Source organism: Halalkalibacter urbisdiaboli (assembly GCF_002156385.1).
GTDB lineage: Bacteria > Bacillota > Bacilli > Bacillales > Bacillaceae_D > Halalkalibacter_A > Halalkalibacter_A urbisdiaboli.
In genome coordinates this window covers 295705-317769 of sequence record NZ_MVJM01000002.1, presented here as the reverse complement: position 1 = coordinate 317769, position 22065 = coordinate 295705, and the positions used below count along the sequence as shown (strand labels likewise).

The window sequence follows — 22065 nt, the reverse complement described above, 5'->3', positions numbered from 1 at the left end:
ATCTTCATAAGAAAAACTTCAGTGGTTATCCTAAAAAGGAAGCAAATAACTTGCATAACAGGATACAGAAGGTTTACCATCATGATAGCATAGGCTTCATAACCTGTTCACAATTTTTTTTTGAGTGGTGGAAAAGACATGTTATAATAGAGGCATGTTTTGGACAGAAGTTAGGGCGTAGCTTAGTACGCTAATATAGATGTTGGATAGAGAGTGTAAGGGGTGAGCGTGAACATGCATATTATCGTCTTAGGATTAAATTATAAAACGGCCCCTGTGGAAATAAGAGAGAAATTTTCGTTTCAGGAAGCAGAGCTTCCGGTCGCGCTAAAGCAATTGCGAAAGATGAAGAGCATTTTGGAATGTACAATCATTTCAACCTGTAATCGGACTGAAATCTATGTTGTGGCTGACCAGCTTCATACAGGGCGTCATTATACGAAAGCCTTTTTAGCAGAGTGGTTTCAGCTTCCAAAGGATGACTTTACTCCATATTTAGATTTGAGAGAAGACCATCATGCAATTGAGCATTTATTTAAAGTTGCATGTGGATTAGATTCAATGATTCTTGGAGAAACACAGATTCTTGGTCAAGTTCGTGACAGCTTTTTACTAGCTCAGCAAGAACATGCGACAGGAACGATTTTTAATCAATTATTTAAACAGGCTGTGACTCTTGCTAAGCGTGCGCATTCAGGAACAGAAATTGGCCAGCATGCTGTTTCTGTTAGTTATGCAGCTGTTGAACTTGGAAAGAAAATTTTTGGTGAGTTTTCAGGAAAACACATTTTAATTCTTGGTGCAGGAAAAATGAGCGAGCTCACTGCAAAGCATTTACATGCGAACGGAGCAACACATATTACCGTTATTAACCGAACAGAAGCAAAGGCAGCTGAATTAGCGGCTCGTTTCCTAGGTGATGCTCGTCCATATGAAAAACTACAGCAAACTTTAGCAGAAGCTGATATTCTAATTAGCTCAACTGGTGCAAGAGATTATGTTGTCACAAAGGATATGATGTCTTCCGTTTTAAAGAAGAGAAAAGGACGTCCACTCTTCATGGTCGACATCGCCGTTCCACGTGACTTAGATCCTGCATTAGCTCAATTTGATGATGTCTATTTGTACGATATTGATGACTTGCAAAATATCGTCGAGGCAAACTTAGCAGAGCGTAAGCGCGAAGCAGAAAAGATTGAAATTATGGTTGAAGCTGAGATTGATGAATTCAAAACATGGTTGAATATGCTTGGGGTTGTTCCAATTATTACAGCCTTACGAACAAAGGCATTGGCTGTTCAAGCTGAAACGATGGAAAGCCTTGAACGTAAACTACCAGATTTAAGTGACCGTGATAAAAAAGTATTGAACAAGCATACAAAAAGCATTGTAAATCAATTACTTCGTGACCCAATTACTCGTGTTAAGGAATTGGCAGGAGAGCCAGGTTCAGAAGAAGCACTAGAGCTTTTTACGAAGATCTTTGCTCTTGAGGAAGAGCTAAAGGCTGATGAGCGACTTCATCAAGTAAATGCAGCTGAACAACAATGGGAACAGCAAAAGAAAGAATTCACTAAAGCTCATAGACACCAAGAAGCTGTTGTTCGCTCCGGCTCCTAATGAGAGGAGAGAACGCTTGAGATGAATTGGATTTATCCTGTTACGATTATTCTTTATAGCTTAAGTGTTTTTGGGTACTTTATTGATTTCTTACAGCACAACCGGAAGGTCAATCGAATGGCTTTCTGGTTGCTTTCTATTGTCTGGGTTTTGCAAACGGTTTTTTTCGTTTATCGAGCTTATGAATTAAATCGTTTACCGCTGATTACCCCGTTTGAAGGGCTCTTTTTTTATGCATGGGTTGTTGTCACGCTTTCGCTAATAATAAATTGGTTCTTTCGAGTTGACTTTCTCGTTCTTTTTACAAATGTGGTCGGTTTTAGTATGATGGCATTTAGTTTATTTACACCAGACGGAGATGTTCCAGATTCATTAAAAGCGCTACTAGCTTCAGAATTATTGATTATTCATATTTCAATTATTTTGCTTTCATATGCAGCATTTACGCTGTCATTTGCGTTTTCGATCATGTATGTTATTCAACATCAAATGCTTAAGCAAAAAGCATGGGGAAAACGTCTCCTACGCTTTGGTTCCTTAACGAAGCTTGATCAATATGCGTTTTTCTCTGCAACAGTAGGGTTTCCGTTATTTTTAATAGGAATTATCCTAGGATTTGTTTGGGGATCCAATCAATTAGGCACACTCCCATGGCTTGATACAAAGATTATTAGTTCATTGATTACACTTATCGTTTACGCGGTATACTTATACCAACGTGTTGTCAAATTGGTAAGAGGGTATAACATTGCTCTATTAAATATAGCTGCTTTTCTACTCGTCTTAATAAACTACTTTTTATCTAGCAACTACTCAACATTCCATTTATGGTATTAGAGGCGGACGAAAGTACGCCGGCATCCGACCAGAGGGAGGATCAGGGTTTTAGAGGCGGACGAAAGTACGCCGGCATCCGACCAGAGGGAGGATCAAGGGTTATAGAGGCGGACGAAAGTACGCCGGCAGCCGACCAGAGGGAGGATCAAGGGTTATAGAGGCGGACGAAAGTACGCCGGCAGCCGACCAGAGGGAGGATCAAGGGTTATAGAGGCGGACGAAAGTACGCCGGCAGCCGACCAGAGGGAGGATCAAGGGTTATAGAGGCGGACGAAAGTACGCCGGCAGCCGACCAGAGGGAGGATCAAGGGTTATAGAGGCGGACGAAAGTACGCCGGCAGCCGACCAGAGGGAGGATCAAGGGTTATAGAGGCGGACGAAAGTACGCCGGCAGCCGACCAGAGGGAGGATCAAGGGTTATAGAGGCGGACGAAAGTACGCCGGCAGCCGACCAGAGGGAGGATCAAGGGTTATAGAGGCGGACGAAAGTACGCCGGCAGCCGACCAGAGGGAGGATCAAGGGTTATAGAGGCGGACGAAAGTACGCCGGCAGCCGACCAGAGGGAGGATCAAGGGTTATAGAGGCGGACGAAAGTACGCCGGCAGCCGACCAGAGGGAGGATCAAGGGTTATAGAGGCGGACGAAAGTACGCCGGCAGCCGACCAGAGGGAGGATCAAGGGTTATAGAGGCGGACGAAAGTACGCCGGCAGCCGACCAGAGGGAGGATCAAGGGTTATAGAGGCGGACGAAAGTACGCCGGCAGCCGACCAGAGGGAGGATCAAGGGTTATAGAGGCGGACGAAAGTACGCCGGCAGCCGACCAGAGGGAGGATCAAGGGTTATAGAGGCGGACGAAAGTACGCCGGCAGCCGACCAGAGGGAGGATCAAGGGTTATAGAGGCGGACGAAAGTACGCCGGCAGCCGACCAGAGGGAGGATCAAGGGTTATAGAGGCGGACGAAAGTACGCCGGCAGCCGACCAGAGGGAGGATCAAGGTGTTCAGAGGCGGACGGCAGTACGCCGGCATCCGACCAGAGGGCGGTTCAGGGTTTTAGAGGCGGACGAAAGTACGCCGGCATCCGACCAGAGGGAGGATCAAGGTTTTTAGAGGCGGACGAAAGTACGCCGGCATCCGACCAGAGGGAGGATCAAGGTAAACGTAGACTAAAGGAAGAAATAAGCAGGATAGAAAAAGAAGTGGAGGTACGGTATGCGAAAAATCGTCATTGGTTCTCGTAAAAGTAATTTAGCTCTTACACAAACAGATTGGGTAATTGACAAGCTGACACAGCTTGGAGGGCCTTATGAGTTTGAAGTAAAAAAAATCGTTACAAAAGGTGACCGTATTCTAGATGTAACGCTATCGAAGGTAGGAGGAAAAGGCTTGTTTGTAAAGGAAATCGAACAAGCGCTAGCCGATAAGGAAATAGATTTAGCAGTGCATAGTATGAAGGATGTTCCATCCGTACTGCAAGAAGGTTTTTCATTAGCTGCGATTACTGAACGTGAGGACCCACGTGATGTACTTATTTCAAATAACCATGTGAAGTTAGCTGATTTACCGGCTGGTTCAATAATCGGTACGAGTAGTCTTAGACGTTCAGCTCAAGTATTAGCAGCTCGTCCTGATTTAGAAGTGAAGTGGATTCGCGGCAACGTCGAAACAAGGCTGAGAAAACTTAAAGAAGAAGAGTTTGACGCGATTATTTTAGCTGCAGCAGGGGTTAAACGTCTCGGTTTTCCTGAAGAGATTGTTACGGAATATTTAGATCCAGAAATGTGTGTACCAGCCGTCGGCCAAGGGGCGCTAGGATTAGAATGTCGGTCAGATGACCAGGATGTTATTGAATTATTAAAGAAATTAAATGAAGAAGCTACAGCTAGAACAGTAACTGCAGAACGGACGTTTTTACACAAAATGGAAGGCGGTTGCCAAGTTCCTATTGCTGCCTATGCAACGATTCAGGACAATGATGAAATTTCTCTTACTGCACTTGTTGGTTCCCCTGACGGAAAAACGATAATTAAGGAAACCCTTCAAGGCAATGATCCTATTAAATTAGGAGAAGATATTTCTCAGCTCCTCATGAATCAAGGTGCAAAGGAAATTTTAGACAAAGTAAAAAAAGAGCTTGATCAGCAATGAGTCACTCTTCCTTAGCGGGGAAGCATATTCTCGTAACGAGGGCGAAGGAACAGGCTAAAGTGTTGTCTCAAGCAATTAGAAATACTGGTGGTATACCAATTGAGGTACCTTTATTAGCTTTTCAACCTTCTAAACAGCAAGACAGCCTTCAAAAGAAAGTAGATTGTATACAACAATATGATTGGCTAGTTTTTACAAGTGCCAATGGTGTCCGTTTCTTTATGGAGGTCTTTAATCAAGAAGGAGCAACACAACAGAAGCTACCTCGGATTGCTGTCGTTGGAACAAAAACTGCAAATGTGTTAAGGAAATATGGATTAAATGCTGAGGTTTTTCCCAATGAGTTTGTTGCAGAAAGTTTAGCAAAGGAATTAAAACACTATGCGAAAAAGGGAGAACGCATCCTTATTGTAAGAGGGAATCTTGGTCGTGAGATATTAGCTCATGAATTAGAGCAATTTGGCTTAATCGTATCCGATGTTATCGTTTATGAAACAGTACTACCGAATTCGGCATATGAAAGTATGAGCCAACTTCTGCAAAGTCAGACACAATTGGATGTTGTGACGTTTACTAGCTCATCAACAGTTTCCCACTTTGTAAAACTAATAGATGAGTTAGGTATTCGTCATCAATTAAATACTACCGCTGTTGCCTGTATTGGGCCGATTACGGCTAAAACGGCTCAGGAATTAGGGTTAAACGTCGATATTATTCCTAATTCTTACACAGTGGAGGGATTAGTTGAAGCGATAGGTTCCTATATAGAGGAGGGAAATACACAATGAAGGATTTAGCTTTTCATAGACATCGTCGCCTACGTCAATCAGCTTCAATTCGAAGCATGGTTCGTGAAACACATCTACATACTGAAGATTTTATTTATCCGATTTTTGTGATAGACGGTGAAAATATTAAAAATGAAGTAAAATCAATGCCGAATGTTTTTCAATTTTCCTTGGACTTATTAGATGAAGAAATCGACGAGGTAGTTAGCTTAGGAATTCAATCTGTGATTTTTTTCGGTATTCCTAACGAGAAGGATGAAGTTGGAACATTTGCTTATCATGACCATGGAATCGTACAAAAAGCCATTCGTCAAGTAAAGGCTAGACATCCAGAGTTAACGGTAATAGCGGACACTTGTCTTTGTGAATTTACTGACCATGGACATTGTGGTGTGATTGAAGAGGGGAAGGTGTTAAACGACCCTTCCTTAGATTTATTAGCAAAGACAGCTGTTTCTCAAGCAAAAGCGGGTGCTGATATTATCGCTCCTTCGAATATGATGGATGGCTTTGTAGCGGCGATACGCCATGGGCTCGATGAAGCAGGTTATTATGATGTTCCGATTATGTCTTATGCTGTGAAATATTCATCGGCGTTTTATGGACCTTTCCGTGATGCAGCAAATAGTTCACCAAAATTTGGTGACCGCAAAACGTACCAAATGGACCCGGCCAATCGGTTAGAAGCAATTCGTGAGGCACAATCAGATATTGAGGAAGGTGCGGACTTTTTAATTGTTAAGCCGGCTCTTTCCTATTTGGACATCATTCGAGAAGTTAAAGATTTCTCTGGATACCCGGTCGTTGCGTACAATGTGAGCGGGGAGTATGCCATGATTAAAGCCGCAAGTCAAAATGGTTGGATTAACGAAAAAGAAACAGTTCTTGAAAAGTTAGTGAGCATGAAGCGTGCAGGTGCCGATATCATTTTGACCTACTTTGCAAAAGACGTAGCTCGTTGGTTAAAGGAATCAAAATAAGAGAGGAGAGATTTGATGAGAAGCTTTGAAAAGTCTAGTGCTGCCTTTCAAAAAGCCAAGCCATTAATGCCAGGTGGTGTGAATAGTCCAGTACGTGCGTTTAAGTCGGTGAAAATGGACCCCGTCTACATGGAGCGGGGAATAGGTTCAAAAATCTATGATCTTGATGGAAATGAATACATTGATTATGTCTTATCGTGGGGACCACTTATTTTAGGACATGCCGATCAGCGAGTGGTGACAGAGCTTAAAAAGACAGTGGAACTCGGAACAAGCTTTGGGGCACCAAATGAGCTAGAAACCAAGTTGGCAGAGCTTGTCATTGAGCGTGTTCCATCAATCGAGGTTGTTCGGATGGTTAACTCTGGTACGGAAGCAACAATGAGTGCATTACGACTTGCTAGAGGCTATACTGGTCGGAATAAAATTTTAAAATTTGTTGGCTGCTATCATGGTCATGGTGATTCGTTACTTATTAAAGCAGGTTCGGGTGTAGCAACACTTGGTCTTCCTGATAGTCCTGGTGTACCTGAATCAGTTGCCCAAAACACGTTAACAGTTCCGTATAATGATTTGGAAAGTGTTCGTTATGCCTTTGACAAGTTTGGTGATGATATTGCAGGTGTCATTGTTGAGCCTGTTGCTGGGAATATGGGTGTTGTTCCACCAGTAGAAGGCTTCTTAGAGGAATTGCGTCGCATAACAGAAGAAAACGGCACGCTGCTCATTTTTGATGAAGTCATGACTGGATTCCGTGTTGGGTATAACTGTGCTCAAGGAAAGCTCGGAGTAATTCCTGATCTAACTTGTTTAGGAAAAGTCATTGGTGGTGGTCTTCCAGTAGGTGCATACGGTGGAAAACGTAAGATTATGGAACAAATTGCACCGAGTGGCCCTATTTATCAAGCTGGGACATTATCGGGAAATCCATTAGCAATGACAGCCGGTTATGAAACATTATCGCAATTAACTGAAGCTGATTACGACCGATTCGAGCAATTAGCGTCCCGACTTGCTGAAGGATTATCGGCAGCGGCAACAAAGTATGACATTCCACATCATATAAATCGTGCAGGATCGATGATTGGTTTCTTTTTCACGGGTGAAAAGGTAATGAACTTCGATACGGCGTCTACGGCTAATCTAGATTATTTTACTCGCTATTTTCAAGAAATGCTTCAGCAAGGAATTTCATTACCTCCATCACAATTTGAAGGAATGTTCCTGTCAACGAAGCATACGGAAGAAGATATTGATAAAACCATTGCTGCAGCAGAAGTTGCATTCTCTAAATTAAAAGCATAACCAAGGCAAGAGGTGTCTTAATATCGTAGAAACTACTGTTAGGGTTCCAGAAGACTAAGAGGGGACTGGAAAAGGGAAACTCACCCTTTTTCAGTCCCCTCCTTTTGTGAGCTTTTTTATTGTTTAACAAATGGTTTTATTACTTGACTTAATACACTTAAAGGATTTAAATGAGACGGTTTTACTAATTTTTGTACGATTGAACGGTCAAAATTACGGACAATAAAATCGAGGTGATGATTATCTAGTAGCTCCATTCCTCTTCGTAAGGCAAGTGAATCTTGATAGCTTTTTCGTAAAGGCTTTGTCAATTCATGATATGAACCATAACCAATTAAGTCATAAGCGGCATAAATACCTGTTAGTATGGCATCAAACTGACCAAATCCTAGAAAAGGCATAATCGAACCAAAACAATTGCCAGTAAATAGCGTATTTCCAATCCGAGGCTGCTTGCAAATACCAATTTTATAATTGGTAATTTGAAATTGATCGGTTATTTTAAGGGATTGATTTAAATGGGAACGAATTCGTTCATAAAACCGAAGCCAACGGTCATTCATTTCTTCATTTGATTCTTTTCTCCAATCAGGATAAGCAGTGACAATATTAGCTTCCTTCTCTGAAAAAGGCAATAAATAAGAATAGCCTTTGGGAGCGAGATCATGATCTAGCCAAATGTAAACGGAATAACGATCAAAGTGTCCTTTTACTGTTGCACCTTTTAAGGTTACTGAAACAGATTCTTGATAATTGTTCATTCTTATCGCATATTCTGCATCTCCTGTTGCAAGAATGACATGGCTATATTCATTTGCAAGCTGCTCATATGTATGTTTTGAATGAAAATGAATGTTGGAGGAAGTTTGTTCTGCTAGTTGCATTTCAAACGATTGACGGTGTCGACCTCTTATATTAATAAAGCCTACTGGTTGCTCAATGACTGTTTTCGATTTATTTGAGAATAGATGGAGGCTTGTAATCGGACTGACTGGTTTCAAATAAAGCTGGTATTTATCTGAAAAATATTGAATTGGATCAGCTACCGGGCGTGTTAATATTGATAAAAAAGCTTCGCTATTAATAAACCGATCGCCAACGCAGCGCCGCTTTTCAAAAATCACCGGCTTGATACCATTTCTTTCCAACATGATTGCGCAAGTTAATCCTGAAAGACCTGCCCCCATAATTGCGACCTTCAATATAAACCCCTACTTTCACTTTTATCTCTTCCTTCTTTCATTTTGTGTATAAAGTAAAATTTTATAAGGTTTATATGCTTTTTATCATATTCCTCGGTAACTTGTCATAGAGTGGTATTGTACTGATCACGAACGTAACAGAAGAGTTATCTGATAATGATAAGGAGGAATATAGCATGTCACAAGAACATTTATCTAAGCTTTCATTTTCGATTGAGGAATCGGTTTGGTTAAATAAAGGTCAGGAAGTTAAGGAAATTTTATCAATGTCTTTAGAGCCTGAGATTTCTATAGAGGAACAAGACCAGCATGTGTATATTAGAGGCGGCCTTCGCTTACTTGGTGAATACTTATCTGAGGAACAAGATAAAGAGGTTAACCTTAATGATTCACTTGAGGAACAGCTTTCGTTTCGCTCTGTTGAAGAAGTAACGTTAAATGGAAACGGAACTGGTGAAATTAAGCATTTTTTCCCAATTGATGTGACAATTCCGATGAATCGTATTCAGAAGTTAGACGATGTGTATGTCCAGGTTGATTCTTTTGATTATGATTTACCAGAGAAAAGCTGCATTCAATTAACAGCGGATATAAGTATTAGCGGAATGAGTCAAACTGAATTGAATACAGAGGCACATAACCAACATCAAGAAGCGGAAGTTGAGCAACAAGCACCTGTTTTAGAAACAATTCCTACTGCTTTTTCGTTTGAAGCAAAAAAGCAAGCTGAAAGAGAAACGGTCCCACCATCATCCTCATACCGAGAAGTTCGAATGGAAGACGGACCGAACGAACCATTACATGAAGAAAAGCAATTTGAAGTAGAGCAGCCTGAAGAGCATGTAGCGATTCCTCCAGTACAACAGCAAAAATCGGAAAATGAACGTCCAGAGGTGGAGCTGTCAACAGAGGTAACAGCATCTGAAGATATTGAGGAAGTAGAGCGGGAGGAAGAAGTAGAAGCACAGCAAGAACAAGTAGAAGATGAACCAGAAGTTGAATCTATTAGGCAAGAAGTCGAAACGAAAATTAATCTTTCTCCATTAAAGGAAATGGCAACTCAGCCTGAACAACCAGTTTATGAGGAGGATGAGGAAGAAAGAGAGCCAGAAGCCGAGGAAAAAAAACTGGCTCCAAAGGAAGAAAATGCTCTTTATTTAACGAAAATGCTCTCAAGAGAAGAAGAGAAATTTTTAAAGTGGAAAATGTGCATCATTCAAGAGAATGAATCACTTGACCAAATTGCAGAGCGTTACGAGGTTAGTACGACACAACTTGTTAGAATTAACCGCTTAGAAAGAGAGCAGGTAGAGGAAGGGCAAATCCTTTACATTCCTGTAACTAGCCAATCCTAACGAAAAAGGAGACGACAAATGGAATTGCTCGATTGTCTCAAGGACCAATATCATTGGAACGATATTCAATTTATAGATAACCATCTAATTGAGACGGAGCATGGGGAAAAAAGAATTCGTTTTTGGTATGACCAAGAACTTCTCGATTGGCATACACAGTGGCGTGATCAATGTAGTATCACGCCTTGTGTGCTCATAGACCGCATGATCCGGACAAAAGACAATGAGACAGCGATAAAATGGCGAGATGGTTGGATAACCATTCATGATGAACTAAAAGATGTGTTTCCACAGCGAGGCGAGGAAGAGACGTGGGGATTGATGCTTGGTACCATGGTAAAAAAGGGGAAACAGTTTGAAAGTCGCTATATAGAAAAACAGTATGAAAAACCGAATCTTAGATTAATCGATGATCATCATACTCGATTAAATAAACGAGAACAGATGCTTCTTGCTCAATGTTTGACAGAGGCTAAGGAACGAAGCAAGAAAGCAGAGCAATTACGACGCTCGTGCAAAAACGAAGCTGTGCCTTTGCTTGACCCGATCCATTCATCTCAACAGGCTAAGCGGGTTTATCACGTTCTAGTTTGGACTGGGACGGAAAATCCTCCTGAAAGAAGCTATCGTTCCTACCATTCTTTCTTAGTGAAATGGTTGTCAAAAAATGGGCAAGCCTCCCTTGAATTATTGCTGGATGCTATGGAACGGACTGGCGGGTTTACACGAGAGCAGGCCCTTCTCCTTTTAGCAGAGTGTCTTGAGCCGACTGAATTAATTCCCATTTCATTGCAATTTGAACAAAACGCAGATGAAACTGCAATACGTCAAGCGATTGAAGCAAGTTTATCAGAGTGGGAGTACTCAAAGCGCTTAGTGAAGGTAATAAGTAGCTGGTTAGATAAGAAAAAGAAGGTGTTAACATGAACAGGGAGACCGAACAACTGTATAGATCCCTCCTGTTTTATTACGACCTTTATTTAGAGCGGGTTGAGGATTACGGGAAAATAAAAAAAGTATCAACAAACCGAGGTGAGTATGCGTTAAAGGAATCGACAATGTCGCCCGTGCAAGCTGATGAATTTATTCAAGCGTTACGTAAACTTACAAAAATGGGCTATAAGCAAGCTGTTCCAATTTTACCTACAAAGTACGGGGAATACACGATCACGACACAAAGCCATACGTATTATCTGATGCCATGGGTTGAACAATTCGACTATCTTGGTAGAGAATCGCAGGAAGAAAAGCTTGCCAATCAATTAGGAATTATTCATCGAATGACTGTAAACGTTCAACCATTTTCAAAGGATCAAGTCGAGCAATCATATCAACAGTTGCTACTGCAATGGGAACGTAAGCAGCTAGAATTAAATCGATTTGCAGACCAGGCTGAACGAAAAACATATATGTCACCGTTTGAATTAACGTTTTTAACCCATTCTCATATGCTACAACAAATGGCGGAATCCGCAAAAAACCATTTGCAAGCATGGTATAACACTTGTGTTGATAAAGAAAAATACCGTAGTGTTCTATGCCATGGAAAGCTCTCACGTAAGCATGCTGTTTTTACAGGTGAGCATGAACCGCTCATATTAAATTTTGAACGAGCATGTTTGGATACGCCGGCTCGAGATATTGCAAGCTTTTGCCGTCTAAGTTTTCCATATGCTTATTGGTCTGAGGAAGAAGTTCTTCGTTGGTTCATGCGTTATGAATCACATTTACCGCTTTTAAATGAAGAGAAGCAACTCCTATGTGGCTATTTAAATTTCCCTGATCCGGTCGTATTTGCAGTCGAATCGTATGTAAATAACCGCAAGACGATGAGTGAGCTCCAGCATGTCCAGCGGTTAGAAAAAAGACTAATGACATTACGAAGGGTCCAACGCCTAACGCAAAAGCTGATTGCCCAAGAAACGGAACAATCTTAACGTTCTCTTAATTCATAGAGGACGTTTTTTTTTCATTCTACTTTAAATGAGTCGAAGCATTATTGAAGCATACATGACGATCATGAGTGTTAATAAAATGATATCAAATGTTGTCGGTAATAATAGTGTTCGGATTAATTGAAAACAAATAAGTGGTACTAAAATTTGGGCGAGGATGGCACGGATTTTGCACCATAGTCCGGGACGATGATGATGAAAGCGGTGAAATTTTCGGCGTCTCAAAATAATCCCTCCTAAAAATAAAAACTCCTAATTTAAACTATGCAAACACGTTAAACATGTGCCTCCTCTTTCAACTTGCATCCGTGTTACGTATAGATGGAGAATAATTAGGCGATGCTGATATTGACGAATAAATGCGAAACAGGATAAAATGTGGTAGAAGTAAGGAAATGTTTATAGTAAAATGCAACGAATGGGAAGAGTAGGTTCGGAACCTTTCAGAGAGAGAAGTCAGTAGCTGTGAGATTTCTTAAGATGTACGAATTGAAGGTCGCCCAGGAGCAACTTTACTGAAAAGTAGTAAGTAAAGTCGGATCAAGTCCGTTATCAGAATGAAGTGTGTATGAAAGGTTTATTTTTCATGCAAACAAAGGTGGTACCGCGAAAGTAACTCTCTTCGTCCTTTGGATGGGGAGGGTTTTTTTGATCATATTGACGTGAAACAAGGAGTGATTGAGATGGAAAATGAACAACTATCGATGCCAACTAAATACAATCCACAGGAAACAGAAGCTAAATGGTACTCCTATTGGTTGGAAGGAAAATACTTTGAAGCAACCGGAGATGAGTCAAAAACACCTTACTCGATCGTGATTCCACCGCCAAATGTAACCGGGAAATTACATTTAGGTCATGCATGGGATACGACGTTGCAAGATATTTTGGCACGTGTAAAGCGTATGCAAGGATTTGATACCCTTTGGTTGCCTGGGATGGACCATGCAGGCATCGCAACTCAAGCAAAAGTAGAAGGAAAGCTACGAGAAGAAGGTTTAAGTCGTTATGATTTAGGGCGTGAGAAATTTATTGAAAAGACTTGGGAATGGAAGGAAGAATACGCAGGTTTTATTCGTTCACAATGGTCGAAGCTTGGCTTATCTCTTGATTATTCTCGTGAACGCTTTACGTTGGATGAAGGACTATCAAAAGCTGTACGTGAAGTATTTGTTAAGCTTTATGAGAAAGGACTTATTTACCGCGGTGAATACATTATTAACTGGGATCCGAAAACAAAGACTGCGTTATCGGATATTGAAGTAATCTACCAAGATGTCCAAGGAGCATTCTATCATATGAATTACCCGCTAACGGACGGTAGTGGACAGATTGAAGTAGCGACAACGAGACCTGAAACAATGTTAGGAGATACGGCTGTAGCTGTGCATCCAGAAGATGAGCGTTATAAACACCTTATTGGAAAAACAGTTACATTACCGATTACAGGTCGAGAAATTCCGATTGTAGCAGATGATTATGTAGATATGGAGTTTGGGTCTGGTGCAGTTAAGATTACGCCAGCTCATGATCCGAATGACTTTGAAATTGGCAACCGACATAATTTAGCTCGCATTCTTGTGATGAATGAAGACGGAACAATGAATAACAATGCGGGTAAATATACAGGTTTGGATCGTTTTGAATGCCGCAAAAAGCTAGTAAAAGATTTGCAGGATCAAGGAATTCTTTTCAAAATTGAGGATCATATGCACTCGGTTGGACACTCTGAGCGTAGTGGTGCTGTTGTTGAACCTTATTTATCGACACAGTGGTTTGTGAAAATGCAGCCACTAGCAGATGCTGCAATTGAATTACAGCAAAAAGAAGATAAAGTAAACTTTGTTCCAGAGCGATTTGAGAAAACGTACTTACGCTGGATGGAAAATATTCGTGATTGGTGTATTTCAAGACAACTTTGGTGGGGACACCGAATTCCAGCTTGGTATCATAAGGAAACTGGTGAAGTTTATGTTGGACACGAAGCACCAGCAGATATTGAAAACTGGAAACAGGATGAGGATGTTCTCGATACGTGGTTCAGCTCGGCATTATGGCCATTTTCAACGATGGGGTGGCCGGATGAGAATTCAGAGGACTATCAACGTTTTTATTCGACAGATGTTCTCGTAACAGGGTATGATATTATCTTTTTCTGGGTTTCACGAATGATTTTCCAAGGACTTGAATTTACAGGTAAAAAACCATTTAATGATGTTCTTATACATGGTCTTGTTCGTGATTCAGAAGGGCGAAAAATGAGTAAGTCACTCGGAAATGGTGTCGACCCAATGGATGTTATCGACAAATATGGGGCAGATGCGTTGCGATTCTTCCTTTCTACTGGAAGTTCCCCGGGAAATGACTTGCGCTTTTATTGGGAAAAGGTCGAATCGACTTGGAACTTCGGAAATAAGATATGGAATGCATCGCGTTTTGCTCTTATGAACATGGAAGGCATAACGTATGAGGAAATTGATTTATCAGGTGAGAAGTCCATTGCCGATAAGTGGATTTTAACAAGATTACAAGAGACAATTGCCGATGTCACCCGTCTTATTGATGCTTACGAATTTGGGGAGGTAGGCCGTTTACTATACAACTTTATTTGGGACGATGTATGTGATTGGTATATTGAAATGGCAAAGCTCCCGTTATATGGAGACGACGAAGCAGCTAAGAAAACGACACGATCTGTGCTTGCTTACGTTCTTGACCAGACAATGCGACTTCTTCACCCAATGATGCCATTTATTACCGAGGAAATATGGCAGCATTTGCCGCACGAGGGCGAATCAATTACAGTTGCGTCGTGGCCTGAAAAAGATGAATCATTGATGTTTGCTGATGCAGTAAAGGATATGGATCTACTTAAAGAAATTATTCGCTCAGTTCGGAATACGAGAGCTGAACTTAATGTCCCAATGAGTAAGCAAATTGAGCTTCTCGTTCATGCGAAGGATGAGTCGATTCTTGCTCAGTTAGAACGTGGTAGAAGCTTTATTGAGAAGTTCTGTAACCCAAGTCGACTTGATATGGCTACAGAAATGAAGGCCCCAGAAAAATCAATGTCACAAGTGTTATCGGGAGTAGAACTGTTTTTACCTTTAGCTGGCCTGCTCGATTTAGATGCTGAAATTGCACGTCTAGAAAAAGAGCTAGAAAAGCTGGATAAGGAAGTTGAGCGCGTTGAGAAGAAGTTAAACAATCAAGGATTTATTGCAAAAGCACCAGAAAAGGTTATTGAGGAAGAAAAGGCGAAGCAAGCTGACTATCAAGCGAAACGCGAGACTGTTAAGGCAAGAATTGCAGAATTAAAAGCGTAATACGTTGAAATAAAGACGTCCATTTTATGTGACGTCTTTATTTATGGGTTCATGACTTAATTTATTTTGAAAAAAGCTTGTCGTTTACTAGAGATGCTATTTATACTAGTTCGTATATGTTTTTTATCTATCATTTAAGCCCTTACCATAATTCTTAAATGAAATAATGTTAATATGCACAATTAGAAATGAGGAATGAAAGTGAAAAATGTTGATGAGGCAATTGCATGGATTCATAGTTTGTTACCCTTTGGTATTAAACCTGGATTAAAGAGAATGGAATGGCTTCTTGAACGATTAGGAAATCCTGAAAATAAACAACGCTTCGTCCATATTGGAGGAACAAACGGAAAGGGGTCAACTGTTAGCTATTTACGCCATATTTTTCAAGAGGCTGGTTACAGTGTAGGGACGTTCACCTCCCCATATATTGAATTGTTTCAAGAGCGAATTTCCGTAAATGGACAACCAATTCAAGATGAAGCGTTACTCGAATGCTGTCAGCGACTTTACCCACTTGTTGAAGAGTTAAAGCATAGTGAACTAGGCTCACCGACAGAGTTTGAAGTCATAACAACAATAGCCTTTGATTATTTTGCCAATACAGCTAATCCAGATATTGTTTTACTAGAGGTAGGACTAGGCGGTCGTTTAGATTCAACGAATGTTATTACACCGCTTCTCTCAATTATTACATCGATCGGTAATGATCATATGCATATTTTAGGGAATTCACTTGAAGAAATTGCAGGGGAGAAAGCAGGAATAATTAAACATGAAGTCCCAATAATCGGAGCGTGTCATTCGGATTCAGCTTGGAATGTAATAAGAAGTAAGGCGATTGAGCAACGTGCTCCTTTATATCGATTAGGAGAGGAGTTTATCTCCGAAGTTAATACCGTCAAGGAAGATGCACAACAATTTTCAGTGAAGACGGTAAAAAGTAACTATGATCAACTCATGATTCAAATGAAGGGACGTCATCAAGTAGATAATGCTACGCTTGCTATTCAAGCGGTCGAATTACTAAACAAAGGACCGTTTATGATTAGCGAAACAGCCTTGAGAAAAGGGTTAGCGAAGACGACCTGGATTGGTCGCTTTGAGACGGTTAGAACAGAGCCCTTAACGGTCCTCGACGGTGCTCATAATAAGGAAGGCTGGGAAGCCCTCTATATGACGTTACAAAATCATTACCCATCAAAGGAGTATAGATTTTTAGTTGCCTCGACGAAAGAAAAGGACATGTCTGTCTTACTCTCACCGTTTAAGGACAGTCATGCTCATTTTACCTTTACCAGCTTTGACTTCTTTCGAGCTGCCAAAGCAGAGGAGTTGTTTGAACAGGCACCCGTGAAACGGAAACAGGTTGCCAGCAATTGGAAGGAAGCTATTGATAGAGAAATGGTGCTTTGTGGAGATGGAGAAATGATTGTTATTGTTGGTTCTCTTTATTTTATTTCTGAAGTGAGGCACTATTTAAAAAACTAGATAGTCCTCATTAACAAGAAGGCTTTAGAGGAATCCTATTATATCACAGTAGTCATATGCAGGTCATAAGAACTACTTATAAGCTTTTATAATATGAGATACTGTTTCTTGTAGAATACATTAGAAATAAAGTAACTAATAAGGGATATAATTCCAAAAAGGAGAGTCTAAAGAACTTTTTACAATGACGAAAAATGTCGAAAGTAATAATTGGAATGTGAGACTTTTTCAAAAACATCTTGAGTTATCACAGTAACATGATAGAATACTCATGAAGGGGATTCGAGCTTAATGATTCTAAATACCTACATTATTTATATAGAAAAAGAGATTTAAGAACTAATACTAGCAATTGGACACCTTAGGTTGTAGCGAGCTAGTGGTGCAACCGACCTTTGCAAACACATTAAAAAGTTTGTGAAGGTTTTTTATTTCAACATTGATTCAAGTATTGGGGCCGAACACGGTCAAATGAGTAGGCACTACTGTTACTCTTGACACATAAATACTTTTTAAAGGAGAGGATTCTTAGGTGAGAAAGCTCATCAAGCAACGTCTTAAAAATCAGAAGGGTTTAACTTTAATTGAACTTTTAGTTGTTATTGTTATTTTAGGGATTATTGCTGCGATTGCAGTTCCGATGGTTATGGGGAATAGAGAAAGTGCAGCAGAAGCAGTTGCTACACAAACAAATGCTATTGTTCGAGACGCAATTGACCGGTATTTAGTTGTGGAAGGAGAGCCTGCCGATCCAAAAGATCTCACTGTAGAATTGTTAGATACTGAAAAATATATTGATAAAAGTACGGTAAAATGTCCAGATGGTTATACTCCACATGGTACGGACAAAACTATTACTAGAGATACAGACTACTGTCAGGAAATAAAATAAAGAAAATAGCTGTCGCTTCACAGCGACAGCTATTTTAAAATAACAATATGAAAAACTATGGGAGGGGGACATGTTTGTGTTCAGCATGGATGCATTTGTCATTGTACTCGGACTTCTATTAGGAAGCTTCTTTAACGTAGTTGCTATTCGTCTATTAAAACAACAATCGATTGCCTTTCCTCCATCTCATTGTCCTTCCTGTAAACATCCTTTATCTCCGCAAGATTTAATACCTATTATTAGTTATGTGTTGTTAAAGGGAAGATGCCGATATTGTCAGACGTCTATTTCACCTTTGTATCCTTTGGGAGAACTAGTAACGGTTTTATCTCTTTATACCGTTTATAAAGTAGTTGGCTTATCTTTTGAACTTATTCCAGCAATGTTGCTAACGAGCTTGCTTGTCATTTCTGTGTTAACAGATATTCGTGAAAAGCTGATTTTAAATGTTGTTACTTTTCCTTTTATCGGAATTCTAGTAATCGTTCGCCTATTTATTGGGGAAGGGGCTTTTTGGTACTATTTAATTGGGGGAATAGTCGGTTTTTCGCTACTCCTTCTCATTTCAATTGCCAGTAAAGGAGGCATGGGTGGCGGTGATATTAAGTTGTACGCTGCTATTGGCCTCGTTTTGGGTCCTTGGTTGACGGTAATGAGCTTCGTCCTTGCGTCCTTTGTTGGGGCAATTGTTGGTATTTTCTTGTTGCTAACAGGAAAAGTGAATCGTAAGCAACCGATTCCATTTGGACCTTATATATTGATTGGTACATTAACAGCTTATTTATTTGGTTCACAACTATGGGATTGGTATCGTAGTTTTTTTTAAAGGGTGTAGATAATGCAAAACGAAAAAGGACTTACGCTTGTAGAATTACTAGTTTCGGTTGTTATTTTAGCGATGGTACTAGTCCCGCTTTTAACAATTATGTCGGGGACATCGACACGGACTGCGAGTCAAGCGCGCGAAACTGAAAACGCCTATTTGGCTCAGGAAATTATCGAAAAGATAAGAATGAATGAAGGGGTTTATAAAGTGACGAGCGATGACGGATATTATTGCTCAAGTCTAAACGCACATGTCTGTACGGGACATGTACCGCTTAATCCTACATTCGAAGCTGAATTACAGTTGAATGAAGGTCAAGTCGTCGAAATCATCGTCATTGATTCACCTGAAAATGCTCAATTTAATGAAGTAAGTGTGATTGTTCGTAACAACGATCGAGTAATGACTGGTCCAGAAGACGGTGTGCATGACATTGAAAATCGCATTGAGCTTGCGACGGTGGTGAGAAAATGAGATGTAAGCTGAATCAAAAAGGTGTAACGCTTATTGAATTGTTAGTAATAATTATACTCATTGCTGCTATTTCAGCTCCGATCTTTGCCCTCGTTTCATATTCATTAAAAACGGAAAGAGAAGTAGCGACAAGGAATGACATTCAACGTGAAGCGCGATTGGTGATGGAATATATTACGGAGAAGATGCGTGACCGGGGGAATTATTGGTTTGACGACGGAACAAATTGGATTTTATGCTCATATGATCTCGTTACGAATCGTTGCTCAAATACATTATTAACGTATGAATCTACTAGCAATCAAATGAGATTTGAAGAGGGTAGTCGCGTATTGGCAAATGATGTTACCCTCACGCTTACACCTGCGCCTATTTCAATGTCCTTATCTACTGGAGAACGAGAGGTACTTGTAAACAGTTTGGAAGTACAAGAGGTCACCTTTGAAATTCAAAGGTCGAGTCAAGTGATTGAATTAAAGAGTACGATTTACTTCGATAGATTCTGATAAGAGTGAGGAGCTGGAATAATGAAAAAGCTACAATCACAACAAGGTGCGGCTCTTATCTTAGTATTGTTTCTCGTTGTTTTTTTAGCTATTTCAGGGACAGTTCTTCTTCAAACGACATCTTACAGTAAAAAAACTATAATTGTAAATGCAAAAGAACAAGGAGAATTTTACCGAGCGGAAGGTGCAATAGAATTGGCGCTTGCCAAAATGGAACAATACGACGGTGGGACTGTTCCTTTTTTAGATGATGATGGCGAACAAGTATATTCTCCAAGTGGTGACCCAATTTATATTAATCAAGTTGGTCCTTATTTTTTTATCAATCAAGGTGAGAGATTGGATAATGTGACTATTGGTTCTAAAGAAATTACTTATAGTTTGTCGGCAATGCCTGAGAGTACGGGCTATGAAGTGGTTCTTTCAGCTGGCTACGTGGATGATTCTTCACTTAGAAGAACGATTACCTTTACTGTTGAGCTACCTGAAAAACCTGTAGCAAGTACTAGTGAGGGATCTTTGGAAGACGAAACGGATAACGGCAGTTCTGGAGGAGGAAGTTTAGTACAAGTTTCTGCCCCTGAAACATTGGACAACAATACGAACATTCACCAAAATCAAAAACCAGCTTTTGAAGGGCATTACCGTGGTGCTGTAAATTATGCTTCTAAGCTACAAGACTATTCATTAAATGAGAATGAAATGGATTTAGCAAGTACAAATTTAACTGCTGCAACAACGATTACTAGTTCTCCTGCCTATTTTAACTCCATCGTTGCTAGAAATAAGCAGACAATTACGATACCGGCTGGTACTGTTGTATATGCAAAAAAGTTAAATTGGACAGGGCAAACAAGAACATTAAACATTAGAGGTACACTGATTATTGATGATTTTAATATTCAAGGTAGTAACACAATGATTGTTCATAATACTGGAACAATTATTGCTGATACGTTTCGTTATTGGTCAAATGCGCAAACAACCATTTTCCCTTCAAATAGTGGAGCTGGTGAAGGCTCCGATGGTAATAATGAAGATGATCGTTTACAACCGGGCAGCGAATATACCTCAGACATAGACTGGGTCTCGACACAAAAGGTAATAGATTATTATACATCTAGATAAAAAGGAAGCAAATTATTAAAGACAGCAGGTGAGCATGATGTTTTTTAACAACAAATTCTCAGGCATCGATTTTCGTGAAAATAAATTAACGTTTGCATCTATTAAAATGGAAAAAGGTTTGCCGGTGTTGCAGCAGTTGCTAGTTTCTGATCTTGAGCAACCTTTGATTCAAGGTGGACGGGTATCTGAGCAAGCCAATATTCAGTCGGTTCTTCGCGACTATGTAAAGGGAAAAGGGGGGGCTAAGCAGGCTCATCTCGCAATCCCAACACAGCATACGCTCGTTCGGAAAATATCGTCTCTTCCGGACCTAGAGGAAAAAGAACTTGGACGATTGCTTCAATTTCAAATTGGTGATAGCATTCTTTTGCCTTTTGACAACCCAATTTACGATTTTGTGAAAATTGGCTCGCTTGCTGCCCAACGTAAGCTAGATAATGACGATACTTTATCTGTTGATGATTTGAGTTCGAACATTCAGGAGGAATTACTTGGTGCTCGAAGTGAAATTTTGTTTTTTGCAACTTCTCGAGAATTAACAGAAGATTTGATTAAGGTATGTGAACAGGGTGAGGTCAAGCCGTTATCAGCTGAAATTCGTGCACTGGCTCTCAAAAGATTGATCAACTTTGTTCATTCGTCTTGGCTAACACAGACGGAAATGGTTGTGGAAGTCTCAAAGGAATCTATTGATTTACACATTTTCAAGGATGAATTAATTTTGTTTTCGCGGACCATGCCAATTAATCAGAATGTGTACTTCGATACATTACAAAATGAATCAGCCGTTGAAAAGTCTGATGAGACGTTATGGATTGAGGATGAGATGAATGAGTTGATTTTAAATGAAACAAAAGAGAACCAAGCTCATCAAGCCGCTGAAGAAATAGCAGCTGTTCAAACGGCAAATATGGAAGAAGCGTTTCAGTTAAACGCGTATGTGAGCGATTTAGTAAATGAAGTCGAAAAGGCGCAAAACTTTTTCCGTTATTCATTAGGGGAGCGTCAGTCCGAATTTACGAGAATTATTGTAACAGGGGAATATACGAGCAGAATTTTTGATTTATTTTCTAGTCAAATGCCAACTCACGTGTGTCGCATTGATTATGAAGCTGTATTAAATCAAGGTTTTGCTCAAGAACAATTATTAGATACATGCAGTGTTGCCATTGGTCTTGCGATGCGCGGGCATGAGAAGGCAAAGAAACGGTAATTAATAGAATGGCACTTG

Annotated in this window: 19 protein-coding genes and 1 other annotated feature; of the genes, 17 read left to right on the top strand and 2 right to left on the bottom strand. The window is 40.3% G+C overall.

Annotated features, from left to right (window positions below; all coding sequences use genetic code 11):
• Positions 1-234 precede the first annotated feature (234 nt).
• The 6 genes from hemA to hemL all read left to right on the top strand — a co-directional run bounded on the left by hemA (position 235) and on the right by hemL (position 7679).
• On the top strand, positions 235-1620 hold the full coding sequence (gene hemA, locus B1R93_RS09430; RefSeq protein ID WP_088103730.1) for a glutamyl-tRNA reductase: 1386 nt from the start codon (positions 235-237) through the stop codon (positions 1618-1620).
• Between the two features lie 21 nt (positions 1621-1641).
• Positions 1642-2457 carry a cytochrome C assembly family protein gene (locus B1R93_RS09425; RefSeq protein WP_088103729.1) on the top strand — a complete coding sequence of 272 codons (816 nt, stop codon included), beginning with the start codon at positions 1642-1644 and terminating at the stop codon, positions 2455-2457.
• A 1213-nt stretch (positions 2458-3670) separates the two neighbouring features.
• The gene (gene hemC / locus B1R93_RS09420) at positions 3671-4606 is read left to right on the top strand and encodes a hydroxymethylbilane synthase (RefSeq protein ID WP_088103728.1); all 936 of its coding nucleotides are present in this window, start codon (positions 3671-3673) and stop codon (positions 4604-4606) included.
• Entirely contained in the window at positions 4603-5394 is a 792-nt protein-coding gene (locus tag B1R93_RS09415) for a uroporphyrinogen-III synthase (protein WP_088103727.1), read from the top strand. Before hemC ends, B1R93_RS09415 begins: the two co-directional genes overlap by 4 nt.
• Positions 5391-6374, top strand: a complete 984-nt coding sequence (hemB, locus tag B1R93_RS09410; protein WP_088103726.1) for a porphobilinogen synthase — start codon at positions 5391-5393, stop codon at positions 6372-6374. Before B1R93_RS09415 ends, hemB begins: the two co-directional genes overlap by 4 nt.
• Before the next feature lie 15 nt (positions 6375-6389).
• Positions 6390-7679 carry a glutamate-1-semialdehyde 2,1-aminomutase gene (hemL, locus tag B1R93_RS09405; RefSeq protein WP_088103725.1) on the top strand — a complete coding sequence of 430 codons (1290 nt, stop codon included), beginning with the start codon at positions 6390-6392 and terminating at the stop codon, positions 7677-7679.
• A 116-nt stretch (positions 7680-7795) separates the two neighbouring features.
• On the opposite strand, the gene B1R93_RS09400 is transcribed toward hemL, so the two are convergent.
• The gene (locus tag B1R93_RS09400; protein ID WP_088103724.1) at positions 7796-8881 is read right to left on the bottom strand and encodes an NAD(P)/FAD-dependent oxidoreductase; all 1086 of its coding nucleotides are present in this window, start codon (positions 8879-8881) and stop codon (positions 7796-7798) included.
• A gap of 176 nt (positions 8882-9057) precedes the next feature.
• Here B1R93_RS09400 and spoVID point away from each other — a divergent pair, with 176 nt between their 5' ends.
• Genes spoVID through ysxE form a run of 3 tightly spaced genes read left to right on the top strand, consistent with a single transcriptional unit; the run spans position 9058 to position 12173 of the window.
• Positions 9058-10236 (top strand): stage VI sporulation protein D, encoded by a 1179-nt coding sequence (gene spoVID, locus B1R93_RS09395; RefSeq protein ID WP_088103723.1) that lies wholly within the window; start codon positions 9058-9060, stop codon positions 10234-10236.
• A gap of 18 nt (positions 10237-10254) precedes the next feature.
• Positions 10255-11163 carry a hypothetical protein gene (locus B1R93_RS09390; RefSeq protein ID WP_088103722.1) on the top strand — a complete coding sequence of 303 codons (909 nt, stop codon included), beginning with the start codon at positions 10255-10257 and terminating at the stop codon, positions 11161-11163.
• Positions 11160-12173, top strand: coding sequence for a spore coat protein YsxE (gene ysxE / locus B1R93_RS09385; protein WP_088103721.1), 1014 nt, complete (start codon positions 11160-11162; stop codon positions 12171-12173). Before B1R93_RS09390 ends, ysxE begins: the two co-directional genes overlap by 4 nt.
• A 42-nt stretch (positions 12174-12215) precedes the next feature.
• On the opposite strand, the gene B1R93_RS09380 is transcribed toward ysxE, so the two are convergent.
• The gene (locus B1R93_RS09380) at positions 12216-12416 is read right to left on the bottom strand and encodes a hypothetical protein (RefSeq protein WP_088103720.1); all 201 of its coding nucleotides are present in this window, start codon (positions 12414-12416) and stop codon (positions 12216-12218) included.
• A gap of 180 nt (positions 12417-12596) precedes the next feature.
• Positions 12597-12824 (top strand) — a binding site (T-box leader).
• A gap of 50 nt (positions 12825-12874) precedes the next feature.
• Here B1R93_RS09380 and B1R93_RS09375 point away from each other — a divergent pair.
• The 8 genes from B1R93_RS09375 (at position 12875) to pilM (ending at position 22047) form a co-directional block, all read left to right on the top strand.
• Positions 12875-15517 carry a valine--tRNA ligase gene (locus B1R93_RS09375; protein ID WP_088104637.1) on the top strand — a complete coding sequence of 881 codons (2643 nt, stop codon included), beginning with the start codon at positions 12875-12877 and terminating at the stop codon, positions 15515-15517.
• Positions 15518-15712: 195 nt separating this feature from the next.
• Positions 15713-17008, top strand: a complete 1296-nt coding sequence (locus B1R93_RS09370; RefSeq protein WP_088103719.1) for a bifunctional folylpolyglutamate synthase/dihydrofolate synthase — start codon at positions 15713-15715, stop codon at positions 17006-17008.
• Between the two features lie 532 nt (positions 17009-17540).
• The gene (locus tag B1R93_RS09365; RefSeq protein ID WP_088103718.1) at positions 17541-17900 is read left to right on the top strand and encodes a type II secretion system protein; all 360 of its coding nucleotides are present in this window, start codon (positions 17541-17543) and stop codon (positions 17898-17900) included.
• Between the two features lie 85 nt (positions 17901-17985).
• Entirely contained in the window at positions 17986-18726 is a 741-nt protein-coding gene (locus B1R93_RS09360) for a prepilin peptidase (RefSeq protein ID WP_088104636.1), read from the top strand.
• A 12-nt stretch (positions 18727-18738) separates the two neighbouring features.
• Positions 18739-19200 (top strand): type IV pilus modification PilV family protein, encoded by a 462-nt coding sequence (locus B1R93_RS09355; RefSeq protein WP_088103717.1) that lies wholly within the window; start codon positions 18739-18741, stop codon positions 19198-19200.
• Entirely contained in the window at positions 19197-19706 is a 510-nt protein-coding gene (locus B1R93_RS09350; protein ID WP_088103716.1) for a prepilin-type N-terminal cleavage/methylation domain-containing protein, read from the top strand. The genes B1R93_RS09355 and B1R93_RS09350 overlap by 4 nt, the downstream gene beginning before the upstream one ends.
• A 21-nt stretch (positions 19707-19727) precedes the next feature.
• Positions 19728-20834 carry a type II secretion system protein gene (locus B1R93_RS09345; RefSeq protein WP_088103715.1) on the top strand — a complete coding sequence of 369 codons (1107 nt, stop codon included), beginning with the start codon at positions 19728-19730 and terminating at the stop codon, positions 20832-20834.
• A gap of 34 nt (positions 20835-20868) precedes the next feature.
• Positions 20869-22047, top strand: coding sequence for a type IV pilus biogenesis protein PilM (gene pilM / locus B1R93_RS09340; RefSeq protein ID WP_133058631.1), 1179 nt, complete (start codon positions 20869-20871; stop codon positions 22045-22047).
• The last annotated feature ends 18 nt before the right edge of the window (positions 22048-22065 follow it).

Bases quoted from the DNA above. Each gene is read 5' to 3' on its own strand.
- hemA (WP_088103730.1), top strand. From the start codon at position 235: ATGCATATTATCGTCTTAGGATTAAATTATAAAACGGCCCCTGTGGAA.
- B1R93_RS09425 (WP_088103729.1), top strand. From the start codon at position 1,642: ATGAATTGGATTTATCCTGTTACGATTATTCTTTATAGCTTAAGTGTT.
- hemC (WP_088103728.1), top strand. From the start codon at position 3,671: ATGCGAAAAATCGTCATTGGTTCTCGTAAAAGTAATTTAGCTCTTACA.
- B1R93_RS09415 (WP_088103727.1), top strand. From the start codon at position 4,603: ATGAGTCACTCTTCCTTAGCGGGGAAGCATATTCTCGTAACGAGGGCG.
- hemB (WP_088103726.1), top strand. From the start codon at position 5,391: ATGAAGGATTTAGCTTTTCATAGACATCGTCGCCTACGTCAATCAGCT.
- hemL (WP_088103725.1), top strand. From the start codon at position 6,390: ATGAGAAGCTTTGAAAAGTCTAGTGCTGCCTTTCAAAAAGCCAAGCCA.
- spoVID (WP_088103723.1), top strand. From the start codon at position 9,058: ATGTCACAAGAACATTTATCTAAGCTTTCATTTTCGATTGAGGAATCG.
- B1R93_RS09390 (WP_088103722.1), top strand. From the start codon at position 10,255: ATGGAATTGCTCGATTGTCTCAAGGACCAATATCATTGGAACGATATT.
- ysxE (WP_088103721.1), top strand. From the start codon at position 11,160: ATGAACAGGGAGACCGAACAACTGTATAGATCCCTCCTGTTTTATTAC.
- B1R93_RS09375 (WP_088104637.1), top strand. From the start codon at position 12,875: ATGGAAAATGAACAACTATCGATGCCAACTAAATACAATCCACAGGAA.
- B1R93_RS09370 (WP_088103719.1), top strand. From the start codon at position 15,713: ATGAAAGTGAAAAATGTTGATGAGGCAATTGCATGGATTCATAGTTTG.
- B1R93_RS09360 (WP_088104636.1), top strand. From the start codon at position 17,986: ATGGATGCATTTGTCATTGTACTCGGACTTCTATTAGGAAGCTTCTTT.
- B1R93_RS09355 (WP_088103717.1), top strand. From the start codon at position 18,739: ATGCAAAACGAAAAAGGACTTACGCTTGTAGAATTACTAGTTTCGGTT.
- B1R93_RS09350 (WP_088103716.1), top strand. From the start codon at position 19,197: ATGAGATGTAAGCTGAATCAAAAAGGTGTAACGCTTATTGAATTGTTA.
- B1R93_RS09345 (WP_088103715.1), top strand. From the start codon at position 19,728: ATGAAAAAGCTACAATCACAACAAGGTGCGGCTCTTATCTTAGTATTG.
- pilM (WP_133058631.1), top strand. From the start codon at position 20,869: ATGATGTTTTTTAACAACAAATTCTCAGGCATCGATTTTCGTGAAAAT.